Consider the following 19,981-nt stretch of genomic DNA (forward strand, 5'->3'; position numbering starts at 1 on the left):
GTCCCTCAGGCCGCGCGGTTGCGGGCGCGACGGCGGCGTTCGGGCGTATTGAGCGGATCGGCGAAAATGCCGGCAATCTTGGCAGGAATGACGGCGCCCGAGAACAGGAAGCCCTGCAGGGTATTGCAGCCCATCTTGCCCAGAATGGTCGCCTGCTTTTCCGATTCCACGCCCTCGGCGGTGACTTCGATATCCATGGCATGGGCCAGCGTGACGATAGCCTGGGTGATGGCCACCGAGACATGGCCCTCGGCCAGCTGGCTGACAAAGGAGCGGTCGATCTTGATGCGATCGACGGGGTAGCGCTTGAGATAGCTCAGCGAGGAATAGCCGGTGCCGAAATCGTCCAGCGCGATCTGAATGCCGGCGGCGCGGAAGGTGCGCAGGTTCTGGGCCGAAATATTCTCGTCGTCGAGCAGGATGGATTCGGTGATTTCGAGTTCCAGATCAATCGGGCGCATGCCGGTTTGATGCAGGATGTCGAAGACCTGGTTGGAGAAATACGGGTTGCGCAACTGGGTCGGGGAAATGTTGACCGCGATGGTGCGACCGGGCGCGCTGGCGCCGATTTCGCAGGCGCGCCGCAGCACGAATTCGCCCAGCTCTTCGATCAGCCCGGTATTTTCCGCCACGGGAATGAAGCGCGCCGGGGAAATCTGGCCATACTTCGGGTGATACCAGCGCGCCAGAGCCTCGGCGCCGATGACCTTGCGCGTCTTTTGATCGACCAATGGCTGGAAGGCGACCGAGAGCTGGTCGTTGCGATTGAGCGCCGCGCGCAGCTCGCCTTCGATCGTGTGCTGGAGCTGTAGCAGCTCGTTCATATGCTCTTCGTAGACCATGGCGCGATTACGTCCGCTCGCCTTGGCCTCGTAGAGGGCAATATCCGCCTTGCGCACCAGCTCGCGCGGTTCGGCCGAACTGGCATCGGCTTCCACAATGCCGATGCTGACCCCGACATGGGCCTTGAAATGGCCGAGATCGAAGGGCCGGCCGATGGCTTCGATGATGCGCCCGGATACCGCCATGGCGTCGAAGGGGCGATTGTGGGTGACGGCGAGAATGGCAAATTCGTCGCCGCCGAGGCGGGCCACCATCACCTCATTGCCCACGACCAGGCGGATGCGTTCGCCAACGCTGCGGATCAGATCGTCGCCGGCCTGATGGCCCAGCGTGTCATTGACCTGCTTGAAGCGGTCCAGATCAAGCATCAGCAGCACGATATTGGTGCTGGGGGCTTTCTGCTCACGCAGTATGCGCGCCAGATGGGTATCGAAATTGGTGCGGTTGGGCAGGCCGGTCAGCCGGTCATGGGCGGCTTCATGTTCGGCAATCCGCCGCCCCTCCTTCAGGGCAGCCGAGGAGCCGCGCAGCTTGCGCAGCAACAGTATGAAGAGCAGGGCGCCGGCCAGGATGACGAAGATCAGCACCGGCACGGTGTGACCCAGCATCAGCCGACCGGGACGGTCGCCGGTCCATTCGAAGAAGGCCACGAAGCGCCCGGCGTCGTTGATCACCGGGTATGAGACCCGATCGGGGCTGGCGGAGGGCACGAGCACGAAAGCTGCATCCTCGATCAGGTATTGGTGCATCATCTCGGTGACGGCCTGCTCGCCGAGAAAACGCACCGACACCATCAGGCTCGCCGTGCCGGGCGTGTGCGTTAGGGTGCGGGTGTGGCTGACAATGGGAGTGACGCCCACAATGGCGGGCTTGCCATCGACCAGCGCGAAATCGCAGACGGTGGGCGGAGCCTCGGCCCTGCCGCTGACGAAATCGGCCATTCGTCCGGCGCCGATCAGGGTCCGCAATTGCTGAACGAGAGGCATGACACCGCTGGCCATGTCGCGGAAGCTGGTCGTGGCCGCGGCTTGCCCGTCTTCCATCACGTAGAGCGGCTGGTCCTGGGCATCGAGCACCATGGTGCGGTCATGCCCAAAGAAATTGTGCATCCACAGGCCCATATTGGCATGGACCCAATCATGATCGAAGGTCTGGCCGGTATGGATCACCGCCTCGTCCCAGATGGCAATGCCGCCCTGGTCCTTGAGCATGAGGTCGCGCTTGCCCTGCAGTACCTGGGTGACCATGGTGGTCTGGCGCTCGATGGCGCGCTGGTCGATGGTGCTGGTCGACCAGAAGACAAAGCCGATCACAGCGGCAGCCGTTGCAACCAACGCCAGGACGACGGGCAGCAGGACAGCCGTTATGAAGTGCCAACGTTCGGTCGTCGAAGTTTGCGCCTGCATGAATAGGAACCGGGCCGATTACCGGCTTAACCTAGACCGGGTAAACTTGCAGACTGGTTACTAGATTTCGCATAAATCCGCAGAGCGATCTTAATCAGCTGTTTTCTTTGAACAGCACTTCGCGGTCCTGCGTGAAGTTGGCCAGAAGCGGCAGGCAGGCGCCGCCAACCTCGCGGGCGCCGAAGCCGATCGTGCCCTCGGCGATGTCGAAGGGGGCGAGGCCCTGGCGGTCGAATTGGGCGAAAGCCGCCCGCGTTGCCTCCACCAGACGTGCCCGCACTGCGGTGGGGAAGGCGCCATCGAGCACGATTGTTCGGAAATCGATGATCGAGACGGCGGTGACGCAGGCAATCGCCAGGCTCTGGGCGGCTTCGGCGATCCAGTCATCAAGCGGGGCGCCAAGCGCGCCCCAATCGCTGGGATCGAGCCAGAGCACTTGCGGGTCGATCCCGGCCGATTTCAGCCGATCGGCCAGCACATAGATGGAGGCGCTGCGCAGCAGCTGCTGGAAGCCGCCGGGAACGGGGACGGGCAGGGGGGCGAGTGCGCCGGCATAGCCGGTGCGGCCGGGAAACAAATGCCCATTGAGCACCACGCCGCCGCCCAGAAACGAGCCGAGGAAAATGTAGAGGAAATCCTCGCCATGCTGGCCATTGCCCAGCACCAGTTCGGCGGCGCAGGCGGCCGTGCCGTCATTGTGCAGATAGACCGGCCAGGTGCTGATACCAGCGATATCGCGGCGAATATCGGCATGGCGCCAGGATTCGAGCACGTCGGGGGGCGCCGCGAGCTGGGCTTCCCAGTTCCACAATTCGAACGGCGAGGCGATGCCGAAGCCGGCAATGCGGGCGCGCTCGGCGGGATTGAGCTGGGCGGTCAGTTCGGTAATGCCGCGTTGGGCCAAAGCCAGCGCGATTTGCGGCGTGGGATAGGGATGCGGCTCGTGGATGCGGCCGAGCACATTGCCGGTAAAATCGAGCAGCACCACATCGGAGGAACGCCGGCCGATCTTGAGTCCCAGGAAAAACGCGCCACGCGGATTGAGCGCATAGGGCACGAGCGGCTGGCCGACCTTGCCGCGCAAGGGCGACTGGCGCGTGATCAGCCCATCGCGCTCCAGCGCATTGGCGATGGTGGAAATGGTCTGCGGCGACAGGCCGGTGCGGCGGGCGATATCGGCCTTGGGCAGGGCGCCATGGCGGCGGATCAGCGAGAGCAGCAGCCGCTCATTGTAGAGGCGGACGCCGGTCTGGTTGGTGCCGCGGCTCAGATCGTCCGAACGGGCCCGACCGCCGTCTGCCTCAACCATCCACCCGCCCCTGTTTTCTTAATCAGGCCAATAATTTGCCATAGCGCAGCTAGCCCGAACGGGCGCGAATTCGCAATCGTTTTCATTGGCTTGCAGCTCCTCCCGGCAAACTAGTGGCGCCGAACGGGTGGCTCTGTCAATTAATAAATCAGTTGGATTAATTTATTGACAGGAGCGGAATGTGCGGCTGATATGGCGGCAAGGACGGGTGGCCGGAGGAGAGCGCCGCACGGACTATCGACCCGCTGCGCCCATCAGGGCGACGGCAATTCTCGGGAGGAGACATTATGGGTAGGTTTATCAAGATCGCGGCCGCAGGGGCCGTGATGCTGGGTCTGATGGGCGGCACGGCGGCCATGGCGCAGGAGGCCATTGTCGGGCTGATCACCAAGACGGAAGGCAATCCCTTCTTCGTCAAGATGCGCGAAGGCGCCCAGGCCAAGGCCGACGAGCTGGGCATTGAATTGCGCACTTTTGCCGGCAAGTTCGATGGCGACAATGACAGCCAGATCGCGGCCATCGAAAATCTGATCGCCTCGGGCGCCAAGGGCTTTGCTATCGTGCCTTCGGATTCCAGCGCCATCGTGCCGACCATTCAGCAGGCGCGTGATGCGGGCCTGCTGGTGATCGTGCTGGATACCCCGCTTGATCCGATCGACGCGGCCGACGCCACCTTTGCCACCGACAATCGCAAGGCCGGTGAATTGATCGGCGCCTGGGCCAAGGGCACGCTGGGCGACAAGGCAGCCGATGCCAAGATCGCCTTTCTCGATCTGGCGGTGAACCAGCCAACCGTCGATTATCTGCGCGACCAGGGCTTCATGGCCGGCTTCGGGATCGATGTGAAAGACCCCAATAAATATGGCGACGAAGACGATGCGCGCATTTGCGGGCACGAAATGACCGGCGGCGCCGAAGATGGCGGCCGCACGGCCATGGAAACGTTGCTGCAGAAATGCCCCGATATCAACGTGGTCTATACGATCAACGAGCCGGCTGCTGCCGGTGCCTTCGAAGCGCTCAAGGCCATCGGCAAGGATGATGGCTCGGTGCTGATCGTGTCGGTCGATGGCGGCTGCCCGGGCGTTGCCAACGTCAAGGCCGGCGTGATCGGCGCCACCAGCCAGCAATATCCGCTCAAAATGGCCGCCATGGCCATGGAAGCGATCAAGAAGTTCGCTGACACGGGCGAAAAGCCGGCGGCAACGCCGGGCCTCGACTTCTTTGACACCGGCGCCGCGCTGGTGACCGACAAGCCGGTGGCGGGCGTTGAGTCCATCGACACGGCCAAGGGCGCTGAACTCTGCTGGGGCTAAGCTGATCTAACCACCGGAGAATGGTTCGACCTCATCCTGAGCTTGTCGAAGGACGAGGTTGAACTATCCCCGGTGCCACGCCCTCGTGGTTCGACAAGCTCACCATGAGGCCTACTGAAATATACCCTGGGGAGGGGCGTTGATGAGTGATGACGCAAGCGGTTCGGCCGTAGCGGAAAAGGGATTGGCTGGGGCCGCGCAGGCGGTGGCCAGCTTTGAGGAGGACGCGCCCGGCCCGGTCCGGCGGCTCCAGGCGTTCCTGCACAGCTATCCGACGGCCATTCCCTTCATCGTGCTGATCGTGGCCATTGCGATCTTTTCGGTGGCGGCGGGCAGCAAATTTTTCGCGCCCTTCAACCTGTCGCTGGTGCTCCAGCAGGTGACCATTATCGGCGTGCTGGGCATTGCCCAGACCCTGATCATCCTCACCGCGGGCATCGATCTGTCGGTCGGGGCGATCATGATCCTGAGCTCCATCGTCATGGGGCGGCTGTCGGTCGTCGCGGGCGTGCCGGTGGAAATCTCCTTCGTGCTGGGCATCGCCACCGGCATTCTGTGCGGGCTGATCAATGGCGTGCTGGTGGCATTGGTAAAGCTGCCGCCCTTTATCGTGACGCTGGGCACCTGGTCGATCTATGGCGCCATGATCATTTTCATCTCGCAATCGGAAACCATCCGCAGCCAGGATATCGCGGCGATAGCGCCCATGCTGCAATGGATGGGGGCCAGGGTCGCGTTGGGCGGTGGAGCGATCCTCACGGCCGGCTCGATGGTGATGATCCTGATCGCCGCCACGGTCTGGTACATTCTCAACCGCACCGCCTTTGGCCGGCATATCTACGCCACGGGCGATGATCCGGAAGCCGCGCGCCTGGCGGGTATCAATACCAAGATGACGCTGATCGGCGTCTATACCTTGGCCGGGTTTATCTGCGCCCTGGCGAGTTGGGTGCTGATCGGCCGCGTCGGCGCGGTGTCCCCGCTCGGCAGCCAGACGGCGAACCTTGATTCCATCACCGCGGTCGTCATCGGGGGCACCTCGCTGTTCGGCGGGCGTGGCTCCATCGTCGGCACGCTGCTCGGCGCGCTTATCGTGGGCATGTTCCGCAATGGTTTGGCGCTGGCAGGCGTCGACGTGCTCTGGCAGGAATTTGCCGTGGGCGCCCTCATCATCATCGCTGTTACCACCGACCAGTGGATCAGGAAGATTTCCGCATGAGCCTTGATCAAACGGCCGCGGGCCTTACCGCAACTCCCATCGACGGCCCCCAGCCCATCCTCAGCGCGCAAGGCTTGCAGAAGCGCTATGGCAAGGTGGTGGCGCTCGACAATGCCGATTTCGAGCTGATGCCGGGGGAAATCCTGGCGGTCATTGGCGACAATGGCGCAGGCAAATCAACCCTGATCAAGGCGCTGTGCGGCGCCGTGATCCCCGATGCGGGTGTGATCAAGCTCGATGGCTCGCCGGTGCAGTTCAAGTCGCCAATGGAGGCCCGGTTGGCCGGCATCGAAACGGTCTACCAAAATCTGGCTCTGTCGCCGGCGCTGTCGATTGCCGACAATCTGTTCCTCGGTCGTGAAATGCGCAAATCTGGCCCGCTTGGCAATATCTTCCGGCTGCTCGACCGCTCGACCATGAACCGGCTGGCCCGCGAAAAGCTCAGCGAATTGGGGCTGATGACCATCCAGAACATCAACCAGTCGGTGGAAACGCTGTCGGGCGGCCAGCGGCAGGGCGTTGCCGTGGCCCGTGCGGCAGCCTTCGGCTCGCGCGTGGTGATCATGGACGAGCCCACGGCCGCCCTGGGCGTCAAGGAAAGCCGCCGCGTGCTGGAATTGATGCTCGATGTGAAGCGGCGCGGCCTGCCCATCGTGCTGATCAGTCACAATATGCCGCACGTGTTCGAGGTGGCGGATCGCATTCATATCCACCGGCTTGGCAAGCGGATCGCGGTGATCAATCCCAAGGATTATTCCATGTCCGATGCAGTCGCGATTATGACCGGCGCGATGCAGCCTCCCTCCTGACGCTTCTCCCACGGTGTCATTCCCGCGAAAGGGGAACCTCTGTTTGCTGTCTAACATCCCGAAACGGAGGTTCCCGCTTTCGCGGGAATGACATCGTGGGTTAGGAATAGGACCGTGCCGCTTCGGGCATCGACCCTCTAAGCATTTTGGATATGACCATGACCAAAGTCCGCGCCCTTGTCCTTGAACGCCAGCATGAACTGGCGCTGCGCGATATCGATCTGCCGCTCGAAGTGGGGCCGGGCATGGTCAAGATTGCCATTCACACCGTGGGTGTCTGCGGCTCGGATGTGCATTATTATACCCATGGCAAGATCGGGCCATTCGTCGTCAATGCGCCCATGGTGCTGGGGCATGAGGCGGCCGGGACCGTCACCGAAATCGGCGTGGGCGTGACCAATCTCAAGATTGGAGACCGGGTCTGCATGGAGCCGGGCATACCCGATGCCAACTCGCGGGCGAGCCGGCTGGGCATGTATAATGTCGATCCGGCCGTGCGCTTCTGGGCCACCCCGCCCATTCATGGCGTGCTGACGTCCGATGTGGTTCATCCCGCCAATTACACGTTCAAGCTGCCCGACAATGTCAGCTTTGCCGAAGGCGCCATGGTCGAGCCCTTCGCCGTGGGCATGCAGGCGGCGGCCAAGGCCAGGATCACGCCCGGCGATACTGCGGTAGTGCTGGGCGCCGGGCCGATCGGCACCATGGTGGCGATTGCCGCGCTTGCCGGCGGCTGTGCGCGGGTGATCGTGGCCGACCTGGCCCAGCCCAAGCTCGATATTGCGGCGCGCTATCAGGGTATCATTTCGGTCAATATCCGCGAGAAGAATATCGTCGAGGAAGTTGCCCGACTGACCGAGGGCTGGGGCGCCGATGTGGTATTCGAATGCTCGGGTTCGCCTCATGCCTGGAAGACCATTATGGACCTGCCGCGCCCGGGCGGCGCTATCGTCGTGGTCGGGCTGCCGGTCGATCCGGTGGCGGTGGATATTGCTGGCGCATCGACCAAGGAGCTGCGGATCGAAAACGTGTTCCGCTATGCCCATCAATATGACCGCGCCATCGCGCTCATCGCCTCGGGCAAGGTGGATCTCAAGCCGCTGATTTCCGAGACCTTTGCGTTCGAGGATTCGATTGCCGCGTTTGATCGGGCCGTCGAGGCGCGGCCGAGCGATGTGAAGCTGCAGATCAAGGTGGCTAAGTAGCCAAATAGAACCAGTAGACCTCATCCTGAGCCTGTCGAAGGACGAGGTCGTGGCGAGATTGTCGTGCCCGACCTCGTGGTTCGACAAGCTCACCATGAGGTCTCAGGGAGCGAGGACAATATGGATTTGAAGCTGCGTGACAAGGTCGCCGTCATCACCGGCGGAACGGTGGGTATCGGGCTGGCTGTCGCCGAAGGGCTGGCGGCCGAGGGGGTGAATCTGGTGCTGGTGGGCCGCGACACGCTACGCGGCGATGATGCGGCAGCGCGCATAGCCGACAGCTTCGGCATTATCGCCACCGCCATCAGCGCCGATGTGGCCACCGCCGAGGGCTGCGAGGCGGTGATCAAGGGTACGGCCAGGGCCTTTGGCGGGGCCGATATCCTGATCAACAATGCGGGGACCGGCTCGAACGAAACCATTGCCGAGGCCGACGACGCCAAGTGGCAATATTATTGGGACCTGCATGTGATGGCCGCCGTCCGGCTGGCACGCGGGCTGATACCAGCGATGAAGAAGCGCGGCGGTGGCGTGGTGCTGCACAATGCTTCGATCTGCGCGGTGCAGCCGCTGTGGTATGAGCCGATCTACAACACCACCAAGGCCGCCTTGATGATGTTTTCCAAGACGCTGGCCAATGAAGTGGTCGGCGACAATATCCGCGTCAACACCATCAATCCGGGCCTGGTGCTGACGCCGGACTGGATCAAGACGGCCAAGCAGATCGCGGGCGAAGATGGCTGGCAGAAGCATTTGCAGGGGGTGGCCGACGAAGCCGGTGGCATGAAGCGCTTTGCCACGCCTGAGGAATTGGCGAACTTCTTCGTCTTCATGTGCTCGGACAAGGCGAGCTACTCGACCGGCTCGACCTATTTCGTCGATGGCGGCTGGCTCAAGACGGTCTGATCGGAACCAACGAAGCGGGCTCACGGTTGTGACGGCAGCGTCACTACAAGGGCCCACGCCATGGATGCCGGCAACGCCATTGGATATGTCGATACCTTCCTGCCCCAGCACATCATTGCCATTCGCCTGGTGATCGCGGCCGTTCTTGGTGCGATGATCGGGTTCGAGCGGGAGTGGAACACGGCTGAGGCCGGGCTTCGCACGCATATTCTGATTGCCGTGGCGGCGTCGCTGTTCACCATTCTGGCGTTCGAGATATTCCACACCATCCAGGGCGAGGGGCATTCCAACCCCGACCCGATCCGTGCCGTCGAGGCGGTGACCGCGGGCATCGCCTTCCTCGGTGCCGGGGCGATTTTCCGGCGCGGCGGTGGTGTGCAGGGGCTGACCACGGGCGCGGGCATGTGGCTGGCGGGCGCCGTCGGCGTTGCTGTGGCGCTGGGCTATTACCTGATCGCGCTGGGCGTGGCGGTACTGGCGGTGATGATCCTGGCCGTGTTGCGGGCGTTTGCCCATCGTGTGGTGGGCCGGGACGCGCAAAATCCTGCGGTCAAAGGGCCGCGGGGAGAAGCAGATGGAGAGTGATGGCGCGCGCCGAGGGACATGCGCGCTGCCGATCCTGCCTCTCCCCCCGTACGATCAACAACCGGGAGGTGTCGCGACCGCGCCCTGTTGCCAAGCCCCCTTGGAGTAGGGCCGGCACGCCGCTCCGGCGCAGGTGCAAGCTGCCGGAGGGTTTAGCCAAGTGGCGGAGAGGGAGCTTGGGAATGCAAGGCCGGCCCGAAGGCAGATCCTGCAGCACCTCTCCGCCGAGGCATGCAACCTGTGGACGCAGGGATTGCATGCCAACCGAGCTGGACGCCGATGGCATCCGGAAAAAGAAGCGGCCGCACCGTCGTGAGACGGAGGGCCGAGCTAACCTTGCATGGTCAAGAATGTCCGCGGAGGCGCCGCACCACCGCAAACGAGGTCACGCCGCATTGGGACGCCGACAGCCCGCCTATGCGCGAACCGGACCGTGGGAAACAGGCAAAGCGGGGTAATGCTCAGGTAACATTCGCTTGCGTTTTACATGTAAAGGCACACAATCGCGCCGTTTTGCGGGGGAGGTGTGCCGTTCTGCAACCTGCACCAGAGCGCGACCAGATCGTTGCAGCCCTCGATCATCTGCTCGAGTGGCCCGAAATCGCGCGCTCGCCGCAATTGGCCAGGTTTGCCGCCTATATCGTAGGACGCACGCTGGACGGCGAGCAGCAGGCCATCAAGGCCTATTCCATCGCCGTCGATGTATTCGGGCGGCCTGCTGATTTCGACCCACAGGCGGACCCCATCGTGCGCGTGCAGGCGCGGCGGCTGCGCGCCCTGCTCGACGCCTATTATGCGGGGGAGGGTGCGGCCGAGCCGGTGCGTATAAAACTGCCGGTAGGGCGCTATGTCCCCGAATTCGAGCTGGTGGCAGATCCGGCTGAAAAGCCGGCGGGGCCGGTCGCAGAAGATGAGCCAAGGCTGGCGGCGCCCCAACGGCAGAATGGCGTAACCCTGTCCTGGTTCGCATTGGCCACGATCGCGCTGGGCGCGGCTGCCATTGCCTTTTCGACGGCGACCTGGCAACCGCGCCAGGCGGCACAAGCCTTGGCCACAGGCGCGGTGCAGCGGCCCAGTCTGGTGGTGGCGGAGTTCCAGAACCTGACCGGGCAGGGACGCAGCGCCCTGCCGTTATCGGGCCTGGCGATCGAGCTGGTCACGGATCTGGAGGCCTTCGACACCATTGATGTGCGCTATGACGGCGCCCCGGCACCCGAGCCGGTGCCGGCCGCGGAGTTTGCGCTGAGCGGCATTGCGCGGGTCGATGCCGACATGGTGCAATATAGCGCCATTCTCACCGATACGCGGACCAGCGATATCATCTGGAGCGAGGTGATCTCGCTGCCCCTGGCCCGTGCCAGTGAGCCCCTGGCGCTCGATGAAGTGTCGCGCCGGCTGAGCCTGGTGCTGGGAAGCACGCGCGGACCGGTGCATGCCCAGGCGCGGCAATTTCTGGCCTCAGATGCACCCATTGCGGGCAATGAGAACGCCTATCTCTGCCGGGTAGCGTTCGATCTCTATCGCGATACGGGCAGTGCCGAAACGGGCGAGCGGGCCAGTGCCTGTTTTGCGGCGTTGCCCGCCAGCGAAGGCGAGAAGGCCGGTGTCCTGGCGGCCAAGGCAAGCCTGATCGCCGAAATCGGCACAGCCGAGACCCTGGCCGACCGCTACAAGACGGCCGAGACGGAGATGGCACGGGCCATTGCCGCTGCTCCGGTCGATGGGTTCGTCTGGGAGCAGCAGGCGCGGCTGTTTGAGACCATTGGCGCCATAGCGCAGGCCGAAGCCGCGTTCGGCTCGGCAACCCAGCTCAACCCGGCCAGTGCCGATGCCTTGGCCGGCTATGCCAGGCTGCTGGCCTTTTCCGGCCGGCTCGACGATGCGCGGGCTCTGGCCGATCAATCGGTGAGCGTGCCGCCCAATCCGCCCGCCTGGTATTTCGGGGTGCCGGCTTTGCTGGCGCTGCGCGACCGGGACTTTCCTGCCGCCATTGCCCATGCCGAAATCTATGCCACGGCCGATCGCGAGCTGGGGCCGGTGCTGGCGATCATGGCGGCGCAGCAGGCGGGCAATAGCGCCGTGGTCAATCGCTATTTGCCGCAGGTGCTCGAGATTGCCAGCTTTCGGGCGGTGGGCCTATTGCCGCAATTGCGCAAGCGCATCAGTGACGCGGGCCTATTGGGCCGGATCGGCGCGACATTGGCGGCGGCCGGCGTGCCGCCCGCTTCGCTCAATGCCGCGTTCTGATCAATGCGTGGATGATTGCGAGAAGAGATTGATGACGAGCACCCCGGCCAGTATCAGCCCGATGCCGATCAGCGCAGGCAGGTCCAGCGTCTGCCCATAGACGAAATAGGCGATGATCGAGACCAGCACGATGCCGACACCGGACCAGATAGCGTAGCCGATCCCGACGGGGATGGTCTGTAAGGCGAGCGAAAAGAAATAGAAGGTGATGCCATAGCCCACCACCACCACGATGGTGGGGACAAGCTGGGTAAACCCGGCCGAGGCGCGCAGGAAGGACGTGGCGATCACCTCGCCGACAATGGCGATGGCGAGATAGATCAGACCGGGCATGGCCGCTCCAGGGGCTTGAGGGATATGGCGGCTAACTTATGGTGCCGCTGCGGCCCCGCAAACCGGGTTTCTTTGCTGCGGTCTAGCCAAAGATCGCTTGCGCCAGCCCAACAAATCGTACGCCACGCTCCTCGAAATTCTTGAACTGGTTGTAGGAGGGCGCTCCGGGCGAGAGGATGATTGCGTCGAATTGCTTGCTGTAGCCGGAGAGCGTGTGCATGGCGCTGGCGAGGTCGGGCTCCGCCAATACGGTGATGTGGGGCGCTGCCGCTATCGCGGCCGAGGCGAGGCGGGCGCCGGTGACTGGGAGGCAGGCTAGCGTGGTCACGCCATAGCCGGCCAAGAGGCTCGCGAGTTCAGTATAGTCCTGCTCGCGCTCGTGCCCGCCCGCGATCAGCGCGATGCGGAAGCCCTTATAGGCCGCGAGTGCCGCCTTGGTGGCTTCGGGCGTGGTCGAGATCGAGTCATTGACGAAAATGGTGCCGCCGAATTGGTGTTCCTCCAGCCGATGCGGCAGGGGCACGAAGGCGGCGATCCCGGCCACCACGCCCTCAAGGCTGGCGCCGGCGGCCAGAGCGATCTGGGCGGCGAGGCGGGCATTGTCCACATTGTGGCTCCCCTTGAGGCGCGAGCCGATGGCCACTTTGTCGATGGCCGCCAGCTCTTCCGTGGTCAGCTCGCGCAACAGGCGGCGATGGTCACGCACGGCGTGGGCCACCAGCGCATTGCCCTTGGCGCCGGCGCCCAGTGCCACCGGGAAACTGCCGTCGCGATTGATCAGGTGCAGTTTGTCCGCGTAATAGCGCTCGACCGAGCCGTGCCAGTCGACATGCTCGGGATAAAGATTGGTCACCGCCGCGATATCAGGCAAAAAGTTCATGTCGGCGGTCTGGTAGCTCGACAATTCGAAGATGACGACCGGGTGCCGGTCGGCGATGTCGAGTGGAGCGACGCCCACATTGCCCGCCAGCCCGGCGTCGATGCCCGAACGGGTCAGCATCAGATGGGTCAGCGTCGCGGTGGTGGATTTGCCTTTGGTGCCGGTAATGGCGATGACCGTGCGGCCATGACGATAGGTGGCGCCCCAGAGATTGAGATTGGACGTCACCGGTATGCCGGAATGGCGGGCAATGTCGAACACCGGCTTGTAGCGCGACACGCCCGGGCTTTTGACGATGAGGCCGAAGCGATGGTCGCGGATCGCCATGCCCAGGTCGTCCGCCGCAATCTGCTCGGTGCCGGGAATATCGGCCTGCCCGCTATCGACCGTCACATAAAGCTTGAGATCGGGCTGGTGCGCCTTGAGAAAGGCTGCGGTAGAAATGGCCTCGCGGCCGGCGCCATAGAGCAGGACGGGTTCTTCAAACCGCATAGGCAGCCACCTTGGCGGCAAGGGCCGGGGGGATGTGATGGTCATGGCTGTCGGTCAGGCATTCGGCCATGGCCGCCTGCAGCTTGGGCTCGCCATATTGGGCAAACAGGTCCGCCTTGACCGCCCGCACCACGGCCGCTTCATGCCAATCGGCATGGCGGGTCAGCGTATAAAGGCACGCTGCGGCTTCGAGGATTTCCCCCACACATTCCCAGGGCTTTTGCCCGGCGAGACCCGACAGTTCGCGGAACGAGGCCTCGTTGTCGAGATTATCCAGCAGGTCCTTGCCAAAGATCGAGAGCAGGCGATCCTTGGCCATGAAGGGGGCAAAGATCAGGAAGACGAAATGGCATTTCGGGCATTCCCCGCACCAGAGCGGGCCGTCATTGCCGGTGAGCCGGAAATTGCGGTTGCAGCTGGAAAACACCCGATCGAACTTGGTTTCATGCGTGAACAGCGACGCAATGCGCGCTTCCGAATAGGGGCGGAGCAGGGAATAATATTTGAGCGCGCCGCCGGTGGCGTCAGACAGGATCGAGGCGATCAGCAGCTCGAAGCCCAGCGATTTGGAATATTGGTGATTGGTCTCGCGCCCATCGAAGGTGACATTGCCTTCGCTGGCCGAGCGCTCATTGGACAGCACGATCTGGTTGAAGCCGAACAGCACGGCGCAGAGCGCGGCAATCATGGAATTGATCGCGGTGGAGGGCACATGGCCATTGTAATAGCCCGGTTCCTTGGAGAGCCGGATCATCTCGGCGTCGAGCGTGCGCGTGACATAGACCGGTTTGGTGCCGATCTTGTCGATCGAAGTGATGATCGGTCCCTTGGGATTGACGGCAAAGGGCGTGAAATCGAGGCCGACAGCAGTCAGCAGATCAACGCTGACCAGCGAATCCTTGCCCCCGCCAATGGGCAGCAAAGCGCGGTCGGGCAGGGCCACGATCGGCTTGATAGCCTCGGCATCATGCGGCGCCGAAATGGTCAGCTTGCCGAAACGGGCGAGATTATTGCGGGCATAGAATTCGCCCAGGCCGTTCTCATAGACGTCGATAGCAAAGGCCCGTTCGGCCTCGCTCAGCGCGATATTGGGCGCGACGATCTCGAAGGGCGCGCGCAGCTTGAAATAGCTGACTCCCAGCACGATTGCCGTCAGATCGAGCAGCTTGGCAAAAGCGGGACTGGCCGCCTTTTCGGGATCGACTTCCGGCAGGGTCAAGGTCTCGGTAAAGCTCTTGCCGCCCAGGCCATAGGTAAAAATGGCCTGGCCCGTCGCCGGATGGAAGGATGGACGCTCGATGAGAAATTGTTCGGTCACGGGGCTGATCACTCGCGGATGGTGCCACCCATATAGGTGATTTGCAGGCGTGGCGGGAGTAGGGCGCTTGCGCTGTGTCGAATCCGCGCCATGCTGTTCGTCGTATGGTTGGAAGCCGGATAGTCCGGCACAATTGAGGAGATAGAACAATGCGGGTTCTGGTTTTTGTCAAAGCCAACGAAGACAGCGAAGCGGGTGTGATGCCCTCCACCGAACTGCTCGAGGCCATGGGCAAGTATAATGAGGAATTGGTCGAGGCCGGTATCATGAAGGGCGGTGAGGGATTGCAGCCCTCCAACAAGGGCAAGCGCATCCTGTTCGACGGTTCCAGCCGCACGGTGATCGACGGGCCTTTCACCGAAACCAAGGAATTGGTGGCCGGCTTCTGGATCTGGGACGTTCGGGATATGGATGAGGCCGTGGCCTGGGCGCGGCGCTGCCCCAATCCGATGGACGGCGGCGGTGTGCTCGAAATCCGGCCGGTGTTCGAAATGGATGCATTCGGCGAGGCCATGACGCCCGAAGTGGCCGAAATCCACAATCGGGTGCGCGACAAAATCTGACCTTCGGCCGGCAGTGACAGAGGGCGGTGGTTGGGCTAGCGTCCGCGCATGTGCCATCCCTCTTTCATGACAAGCCAGCGCCGCGCCACCTCAGCCATGCCGGGGGCCTGCTTTGCCTGATCCCCGCCTGACCCTGGCTCGTGACGGGATTGCCGCCCGGTCGCTGGACGGCATCGTGCCGGCTGCCCGCTATATCGACACTTCCATGCGCCAGACCGTGGTGCCCTCGGCCGCCTTGCGCCGTGCGCCGTCGCCGGATGCCGAGCAACTCGATCAAGTGCTGTTTGGCGAACTGTTCGAAGTGCTGGACGAGGTGGATGGCTGGGCCTTCGGGCAGGCCAAGCGCGATGGCTATGTCGGCTATGTCGAGGCGAGCGCTTTGGGCGAGGTCTCGGCCGCACCGACCCACAGGGTACAGGCGCTGCGGAGCTATGGCTTCAGCGCGCCCAGCATAAAGGCCAAGCCCACCGGGCTCTATTCGATGAACGCTATGATTGCCGCCGAGGGGCAGGAGGGGCGTTTCATCAAGACGGCGGGCGGCTGGTTCGTCGCGGAGCATCTGGCTGGTATCGATCAGGCCGAGACGGATTATGTGGCTGTTGCCGAGCAGTTCGTCGGCACGCCCTATCTGTGGGGCGGACGCGAGAGCCTGGGGCTCGATTGTTCCGGTCTGGTGCAGCAGGCATTTTACGCCAGTGGCCGCACTTGCCCGCGGGACAGCGACCAGCAGGCGGGGATGGGCGAAGCGATCGAAACACCGGCGCGCGGCGATCTGGTTTTCTGGCGCGGGCATGTGGCGATGATGCTCAACCAGGCCGACATCATCCACGCCAATAGCTGGCACATGGCCGTGGCCATCGAGCCCCTCGCCGAAGCCATTGCGCGCATCAGCCGCCTCGGCGGCGGCGAACCGACAGCCTTTCGGCGGCCCTGAGCCGAGGACGCGCTAGGCGCGCCCTCGCTTGCATTCCGTTCAGCCTATTGTGCGACCGGCCGCAGGGCCAGCAGCTGGAGCAGGCGGCCCGGATTGGCGTTGGAAATCACCGGCGAAACGATGGGATTTTCCGCGCTGGCCCAGCCAGTGAAGCGCTTGGTGCTGTACTGGTAGAAGGACGGGCTGTTGTAGACCGGGATCACCGGCATGGCCTCCGCGACCTTGAGCTGGATGGCGTCCATGATCGACTTCTGCTCGGCCGGGTCCTTCACCTGGGTATATTTGTTGAGCATCTCGACCACTTCAGGATCGGTCCAGCGCTGGGCCGAGGTCCGGCTCTTGCCGAAGTCGGCGGGGTTGAACGAGCGAATATAGGGGAAATAGGGATTGGCGGCCGACCCTATGGCGTTGAGCGACATGGCGTATTTCGCGCCGATCAGATCGGAGGCCCAGACCGATTCCTCGGGCGTGCTCATCTTCACGTTGAGGCCCGCCTCTTTCAGCGTCTCGATGGCGATCTGGGTGGCGTCGATCCAGTCGGTCCAGCCATTGGGGATTTCGATGTCGATGGCGATTGGGGTGCCGTCGGGATTGTCACGGAAACCATCGCCATCCTTGTCGACATAACCCGAGGTTTCGAGCAGGGCCACGCCGGCATCAAGGTCGAACTTGCCATATTGGCCGAACTGGGTGGCGACTTCGGGATTGCTGAAGGCCTTGTAGAATTCGCCCAGCATGGAGGGATCTTCGTTGATCACTGGATAGCCATAGCCGGCAATGTCGATGATGGTCTGCCGGTCGATCAGCATGCTGACCGCGCGGCGGAAATTCACGTCGTTGAAGGCTTTCCGGTTGTTCTCGTCGGGGCTTTCGAGATTGAGCGTGAATGCCACCAGGCTCGAGGGCAGGAACCAGTATTTATTGTGCTCGGGGTCCTTGGCCACGAACGTATTGTCGATATCGGGAATGAAGCTGGTCGCCCAGTCGAGCGTGCCATCGGCCAGTGCCGAGAGGACCTGCGGATTGTCGGCCAGCTGAGGTAGCCGCATGCAATCGACCTTGAGGTTCTCGGCATCCCAGTAATTGGGATTGCGGCATTGCTCATAGACCTGGGGCGTGAAGCGGGTGATTTCGGTGAGCGGACCCGAGCCGACCGGGGTCTCATTGGCGAAGGTGACCGGATCGGCGACATCCTTCCAGATGTGCTCGGGCACGATGGGCATGGCCACGATGGTGGTAGCGATCAGCGAATTGGGCTGCACCAGGTTGAAACGCACCGTGCGCTCGTCGACCTTTTCCACCGACTCCATCAGCGGCGCCACCGAGTTGAAATCGAGGGCCGGGAATTTCTTGAGATAATCGTAGGTGAACACCACGTCATCGGCGGTGATGGGCTCGCCGTCGGACCATTTGAGCCCGTCACGCAGGGTGAAGCTGATCGATTTGAGATCGTCCGCCAGCTCGAAACTCTCCGCCAGGCGATATTCCCATTTGTTGCCGGCCAGGCGATTGAAGATGGCCAGCGGCTCGTAGATGAAATCCTTGGTGGTGGCGCGGGCAGAGGTCTGGTTGAACGGGTTGAAATTGCGCACCCAGGTGGTGGTCTGTTCGGAACTGGCCGTCAGCACACTCTGGGCGCTGGCGGGCGCCGCGGCCATGGCCAGCACCAGGGCGGAGGCCGCCAGGATCACTTTGTTCTTCAGCACTGTTTTTCTCCTCTGCATCTGCACATCGCTGGGGCGATGCCGTTCTTTTTGCAAGATCGGCCCAAATTCGGAGTCGAAGCAAGAGCCAAACGCCCTCATCTTGCTTCAAGGACAGCCGTGCAGGCCTTGGGCAAATCCGCCAGCGTCAGCGGCGGGGCCGGTGGGCTGGTGCTGGGCTGGTAGGGGGCATCGGTGAACCAATAGTCGAGTTCGGAGCCGCAGCCGTCCCCGGGCGGCACCACGTCCTGGTCCTGACAGGACGAAGCTCCAGTTGGGCAGGAAAGCCGGACATGGATGTGGTCGTCGTGACCATACCAGGGGCGGATCTTGCCGAGAAAACTGCGGTCCCGCCACCGCGTCTGGCACAGCGAGCGCTTTATGCCCGGTGCGACGAAGATGCGGGCGACGCCCGGCAATTGCGCCGCGCGATAGATCAGCAGGCGCTCGGCTTCACCAAAACGGTTTGGATCGATGTCGCGGCTGCCCTGCTTGAGCACCGAAATGGCGGATAGCTCCTCGCGCTCCTGGGCGCTCAGGGTGTGGCCCGGCATGGGCTGCAACCAGAGATCGACATCGAGCCCGATCTGATGGGAGGCGTGCCCGCTTTTGGCCGGTCCGCCGCGCGGCTGTCCCATATCGCCGACCAGGAGGCCCGGCCAGCCATCCTGCGCCGCAGCCTGGGCGAGCGCACCGATATATTGCACCAGCTCGGGCGTGCCCCAGCGGCGGTCACGCGACAATCGCATGGCCTGCCAGCCCGGCCCATCCGTCGCCAATTGCACGGCCCCAGCAATGCAACCCTTGGCATAGCTGCCGATCGGCACCGAAGGCCCACCGGTCGGACCCGTCACTGCGCTAAACAGGTCACGCGCGGCCTGTTGCCCATGCCCAGGCGCGGCGAGCAGCAAGAAGGCGGTGAATATGGCACTTAGAAAGCGGAGCTGCATGATCGATACCCGGCCGTGAATCACCCGCCCACTATAGCGCCGAACGCGCCACGATGCCGATCACACCCGAAAAAGCGGACATTGGGGTCGCCGTCAATGGAGTCCCATGGGTGTGCGATGTGGTTCCCCCACGATCTCATAGCCGCGCTACGCGCCTATGATGCCGGAGAGCCGCCGGTTCCCGCAAAATACTGCCGCGGCGGGGCGCCCAGCATGCGTTTGAACATGGTGGTGAAGGCGGCGGCGCTGTCGTAGCCGAGGTCCAGCGCCACGCTGGTGACCGCTTCGCCATTGGCCAGGCGCGGCAATGCGCTGAGCAGGCAGGCCTGCTGGCGCCAGAGCGACAGGCTCAATCCGGTCTGGCGGCGAAATGTCCGGGTGAAGGCGCGGCGGCTCATGGGGAGCGCCCCGGCCCATTCGTCGATCACCAGATGCGGGGACGGGTTTTCGATGAAGCTGCGGCAGAGCGCGGCGAGGCGCGGCTCGGATGGGAAGGGTAGGCCGAGCGGCATTTCGGGCAGTTTGGCGATTTCATCGAGCAGCAGCGCCATGACGAGATCCGAGCGCGTGGTGTTGTCTTGCGGCAGGGCGACGGCTTCCACGATCAACGCGCGGGCCAGATCGGTCAGCGCCACCACGCGCACATTGGCCGATATGTCGGGCAGAGCCGCCGGCGAGACATAGATCGAGAGCATATGGACATGGCCGATCATATCCACGGAATGCTCGAGTTCGGGCGGAATCCACAAGGCATGTTCGGGTGGCACCATCCAGCGGCCCTGGCTGGACGTCACCATGACGACGCCGGTGCGGGGATATAGCAATTGGGCGCGGCTATGGTGATGCGGCGCGACGGCGTGGCCGGCGGGATAGCTCGAGGGCAGGGCGTAAACCGGCGCCGGGGCGGCCTCGATCTGGCGCAGGCGCTGCAGATGATCGCTCTGCCCGTTGTCCGGTTTCATG

Annotated in this window: 17 protein-coding genes; 9 read left to right on the forward strand and 8 right to left on the reverse strand. The window is 63.3% G+C overall.

Annotated elements, in window-relative coordinates:
• Nucleotides 1-5: 5 nt before the first annotated feature.
• On the reverse strand, nt 6-2,249 hold the full coding sequence (locus N8A98_RS14275; RefSeq protein ID WP_262166296.1) for a putative bifunctional diguanylate cyclase/phosphodiesterase: 2,244 nt from the start codon (nt 2,247-2,249) through the stop codon (nt 6-8).
• A gap of 94 nt (nt 2,250-2,343) precedes the next feature.
• Entirely contained in the window at nt 2,344-3,558 is a 1,215-nt protein-coding gene (locus N8A98_RS14280) for an ROK family transcriptional regulator (RefSeq protein ID WP_262166298.1), read from the reverse strand.
• Between the two features lie 287 nt (nt 3,559-3,845).
• Here N8A98_RS14280 and N8A98_RS14285 point away from each other — a divergent pair, with 287 nt between their 5' ends.
• The 7 genes from N8A98_RS14285 to N8A98_RS14315 all read left to right on the forward strand — a co-directional run bounded on the left by N8A98_RS14285 (nt 3,846) and on the right by N8A98_RS14315 (nt 11,845).
• The gene (locus N8A98_RS14285; RefSeq protein ID WP_113120875.1) at nt 3,846-4,874 is read left to right on the forward strand and encodes a sugar ABC transporter substrate-binding protein; all 1,029 of its coding nucleotides are present in this window, start codon (nt 3,846-3,848) and stop codon (nt 4,872-4,874) included.
• Between the two features lie 142 nt (nt 4,875-5,016).
• Nucleotides 5,017-6,093, forward strand: a complete 1,077-nt coding sequence (locus N8A98_RS14290; protein ID WP_262166300.1) for an ABC transporter permease — start codon at nt 5,017-5,019, stop codon at nt 6,091-6,093.
• A complete protein-coding gene (locus tag N8A98_RS14295; protein WP_262166302.1) occupies nt 6,090-6,902 on the forward strand; it encodes an ATP-binding cassette domain-containing protein in 813 nt (270 codons plus the stop codon). The genes N8A98_RS14290 and N8A98_RS14295 overlap by 4 nt, the downstream gene beginning before the upstream one ends.
• A gap of 158 nt (nt 6,903-7,060) precedes the next feature.
• Nucleotides 7,061-8,107 carry an NAD(P)-dependent alcohol dehydrogenase gene (locus N8A98_RS14300; RefSeq protein ID WP_262166303.1) on the forward strand — a complete coding sequence of 349 codons (1,047 nt, stop codon included), beginning with the start codon at nt 7,061-7,063 and terminating at the stop codon, nt 8,105-8,107.
• A 120-nt stretch (nt 8,108-8,227) separates the two neighbouring features.
• On the forward strand, nt 8,228-9,013 hold the full coding sequence (locus N8A98_RS14305; RefSeq protein ID WP_262166304.1) for an SDR family NAD(P)-dependent oxidoreductase: 786 nt from the start codon (nt 8,228-8,230) through the stop codon (nt 9,011-9,013).
• Nucleotides 9,014-9,073: 60 nt separating this feature from the next.
• Nucleotides 9,074-9,598: an MgtC/SapB family protein gene (locus N8A98_RS14310; RefSeq protein ID WP_262166305.1), complete on the forward strand. Its 525-nt coding sequence runs from the start codon at nt 9,074-9,076 to the stop codon at nt 9,596-9,598.
• A gap of 513 nt (nt 9,599-10,111) precedes the next feature.
• Nucleotides 10,112-11,845, forward strand: coding sequence for a tetratricopeptide repeat protein (locus tag N8A98_RS14315; RefSeq protein WP_262166306.1), 1,734 nt, complete (start codon nt 10,112-10,114; stop codon nt 11,843-11,845).
• On the opposite strand, the gene N8A98_RS14320 is transcribed toward N8A98_RS14315, so the two are convergent.
• The 3 genes from N8A98_RS14320 to N8A98_RS14330 all read right to left on the reverse strand — a co-directional run bounded on the left by N8A98_RS14320 (nt 11,846) and on the right by N8A98_RS14330 (nt 14,868).
• On the reverse strand, nt 11,846-12,178 hold the full coding sequence (locus N8A98_RS14320) for a DMT family transporter (protein ID WP_113120882.1): 333 nt from the start codon (nt 12,176-12,178) through the stop codon (nt 11,846-11,848).
• 82 nt (nt 12,179-12,260) lie between these two features.
• A complete protein-coding gene (murD, locus tag N8A98_RS14325) occupies nt 12,261-13,550 on the reverse strand; it encodes a UDP-N-acetylmuramoyl-L-alanine--D-glutamate ligase (RefSeq protein ID WP_262166307.1) in 1,290 nt (429 codons plus the stop codon).
• Nucleotides 13,540-14,868: a MurL-like N-terminal domain-containing gene (locus tag N8A98_RS14330; protein ID WP_262166309.1), complete on the reverse strand. Its 1,329-nt coding sequence runs from the start codon at nt 14,866-14,868 to the stop codon at nt 13,540-13,542. The genes murD and N8A98_RS14330 overlap by 11 nt, the downstream gene beginning before the upstream one ends.
• A 149-nt stretch (nt 14,869-15,017) precedes the next feature.
• On the opposite strand from N8A98_RS14330, the gene N8A98_RS14335 reads away from it, so the two are divergent.
• Entirely contained in the window at nt 15,018-15,431 is a 414-nt protein-coding gene (locus tag N8A98_RS14335; RefSeq protein ID WP_262166310.1) for a YciI family protein, read from the forward strand.
• A gap of 112 nt (nt 15,432-15,543) precedes the next feature.
• Nucleotides 15,544-16,365 carry a C40 family peptidase gene (locus tag N8A98_RS14340; protein WP_262166312.1) on the forward strand — a complete coding sequence of 274 codons (822 nt, stop codon included), beginning with the start codon at nt 15,544-15,546 and terminating at the stop codon, nt 16,363-16,365.
• 44 nt (nt 16,366-16,409) lie between these two features.
• Here the strand turns inward: N8A98_RS14340 and N8A98_RS14345 are convergent, their stop codons facing one another.
• The 3 genes from N8A98_RS14345 to N8A98_RS14355 form a co-directional block, all read right to left on the reverse strand.
• Entirely contained in the window at nt 16,410-18,023 is a 1,614-nt protein-coding gene (locus tag N8A98_RS14345; protein WP_262171999.1) for an ABC transporter substrate-binding protein, read from the reverse strand.
• A 143-nt stretch (nt 18,024-18,166) separates the two neighbouring features.
• On the reverse strand, nt 18,167-19,018 hold the full coding sequence (gene mepA, locus N8A98_RS14350) for a penicillin-insensitive murein endopeptidase (RefSeq protein ID WP_262166313.1): 852 nt from the start codon (nt 19,016-19,018) through the stop codon (nt 18,167-18,169).
• Nucleotides 19,019-19,173: 155 nt separating this feature from the next.
• Complete coding sequence (locus N8A98_RS14355; RefSeq protein ID WP_262166315.1) at nt 19,174-19,980, reverse strand: AraC family transcriptional regulator; 807 nt, start codon at nt 19,978-19,980, stop codon at nt 19,174-19,176.
• Nucleotide 19,981: the final 1 nt, after the last annotated feature.

The organism is Devosia neptuniae (assembly GCF_025452235.1).
Classification (GTDB): Bacteria; Pseudomonadota; Alphaproteobacteria; order Rhizobiales; family Devosiaceae; genus Devosia.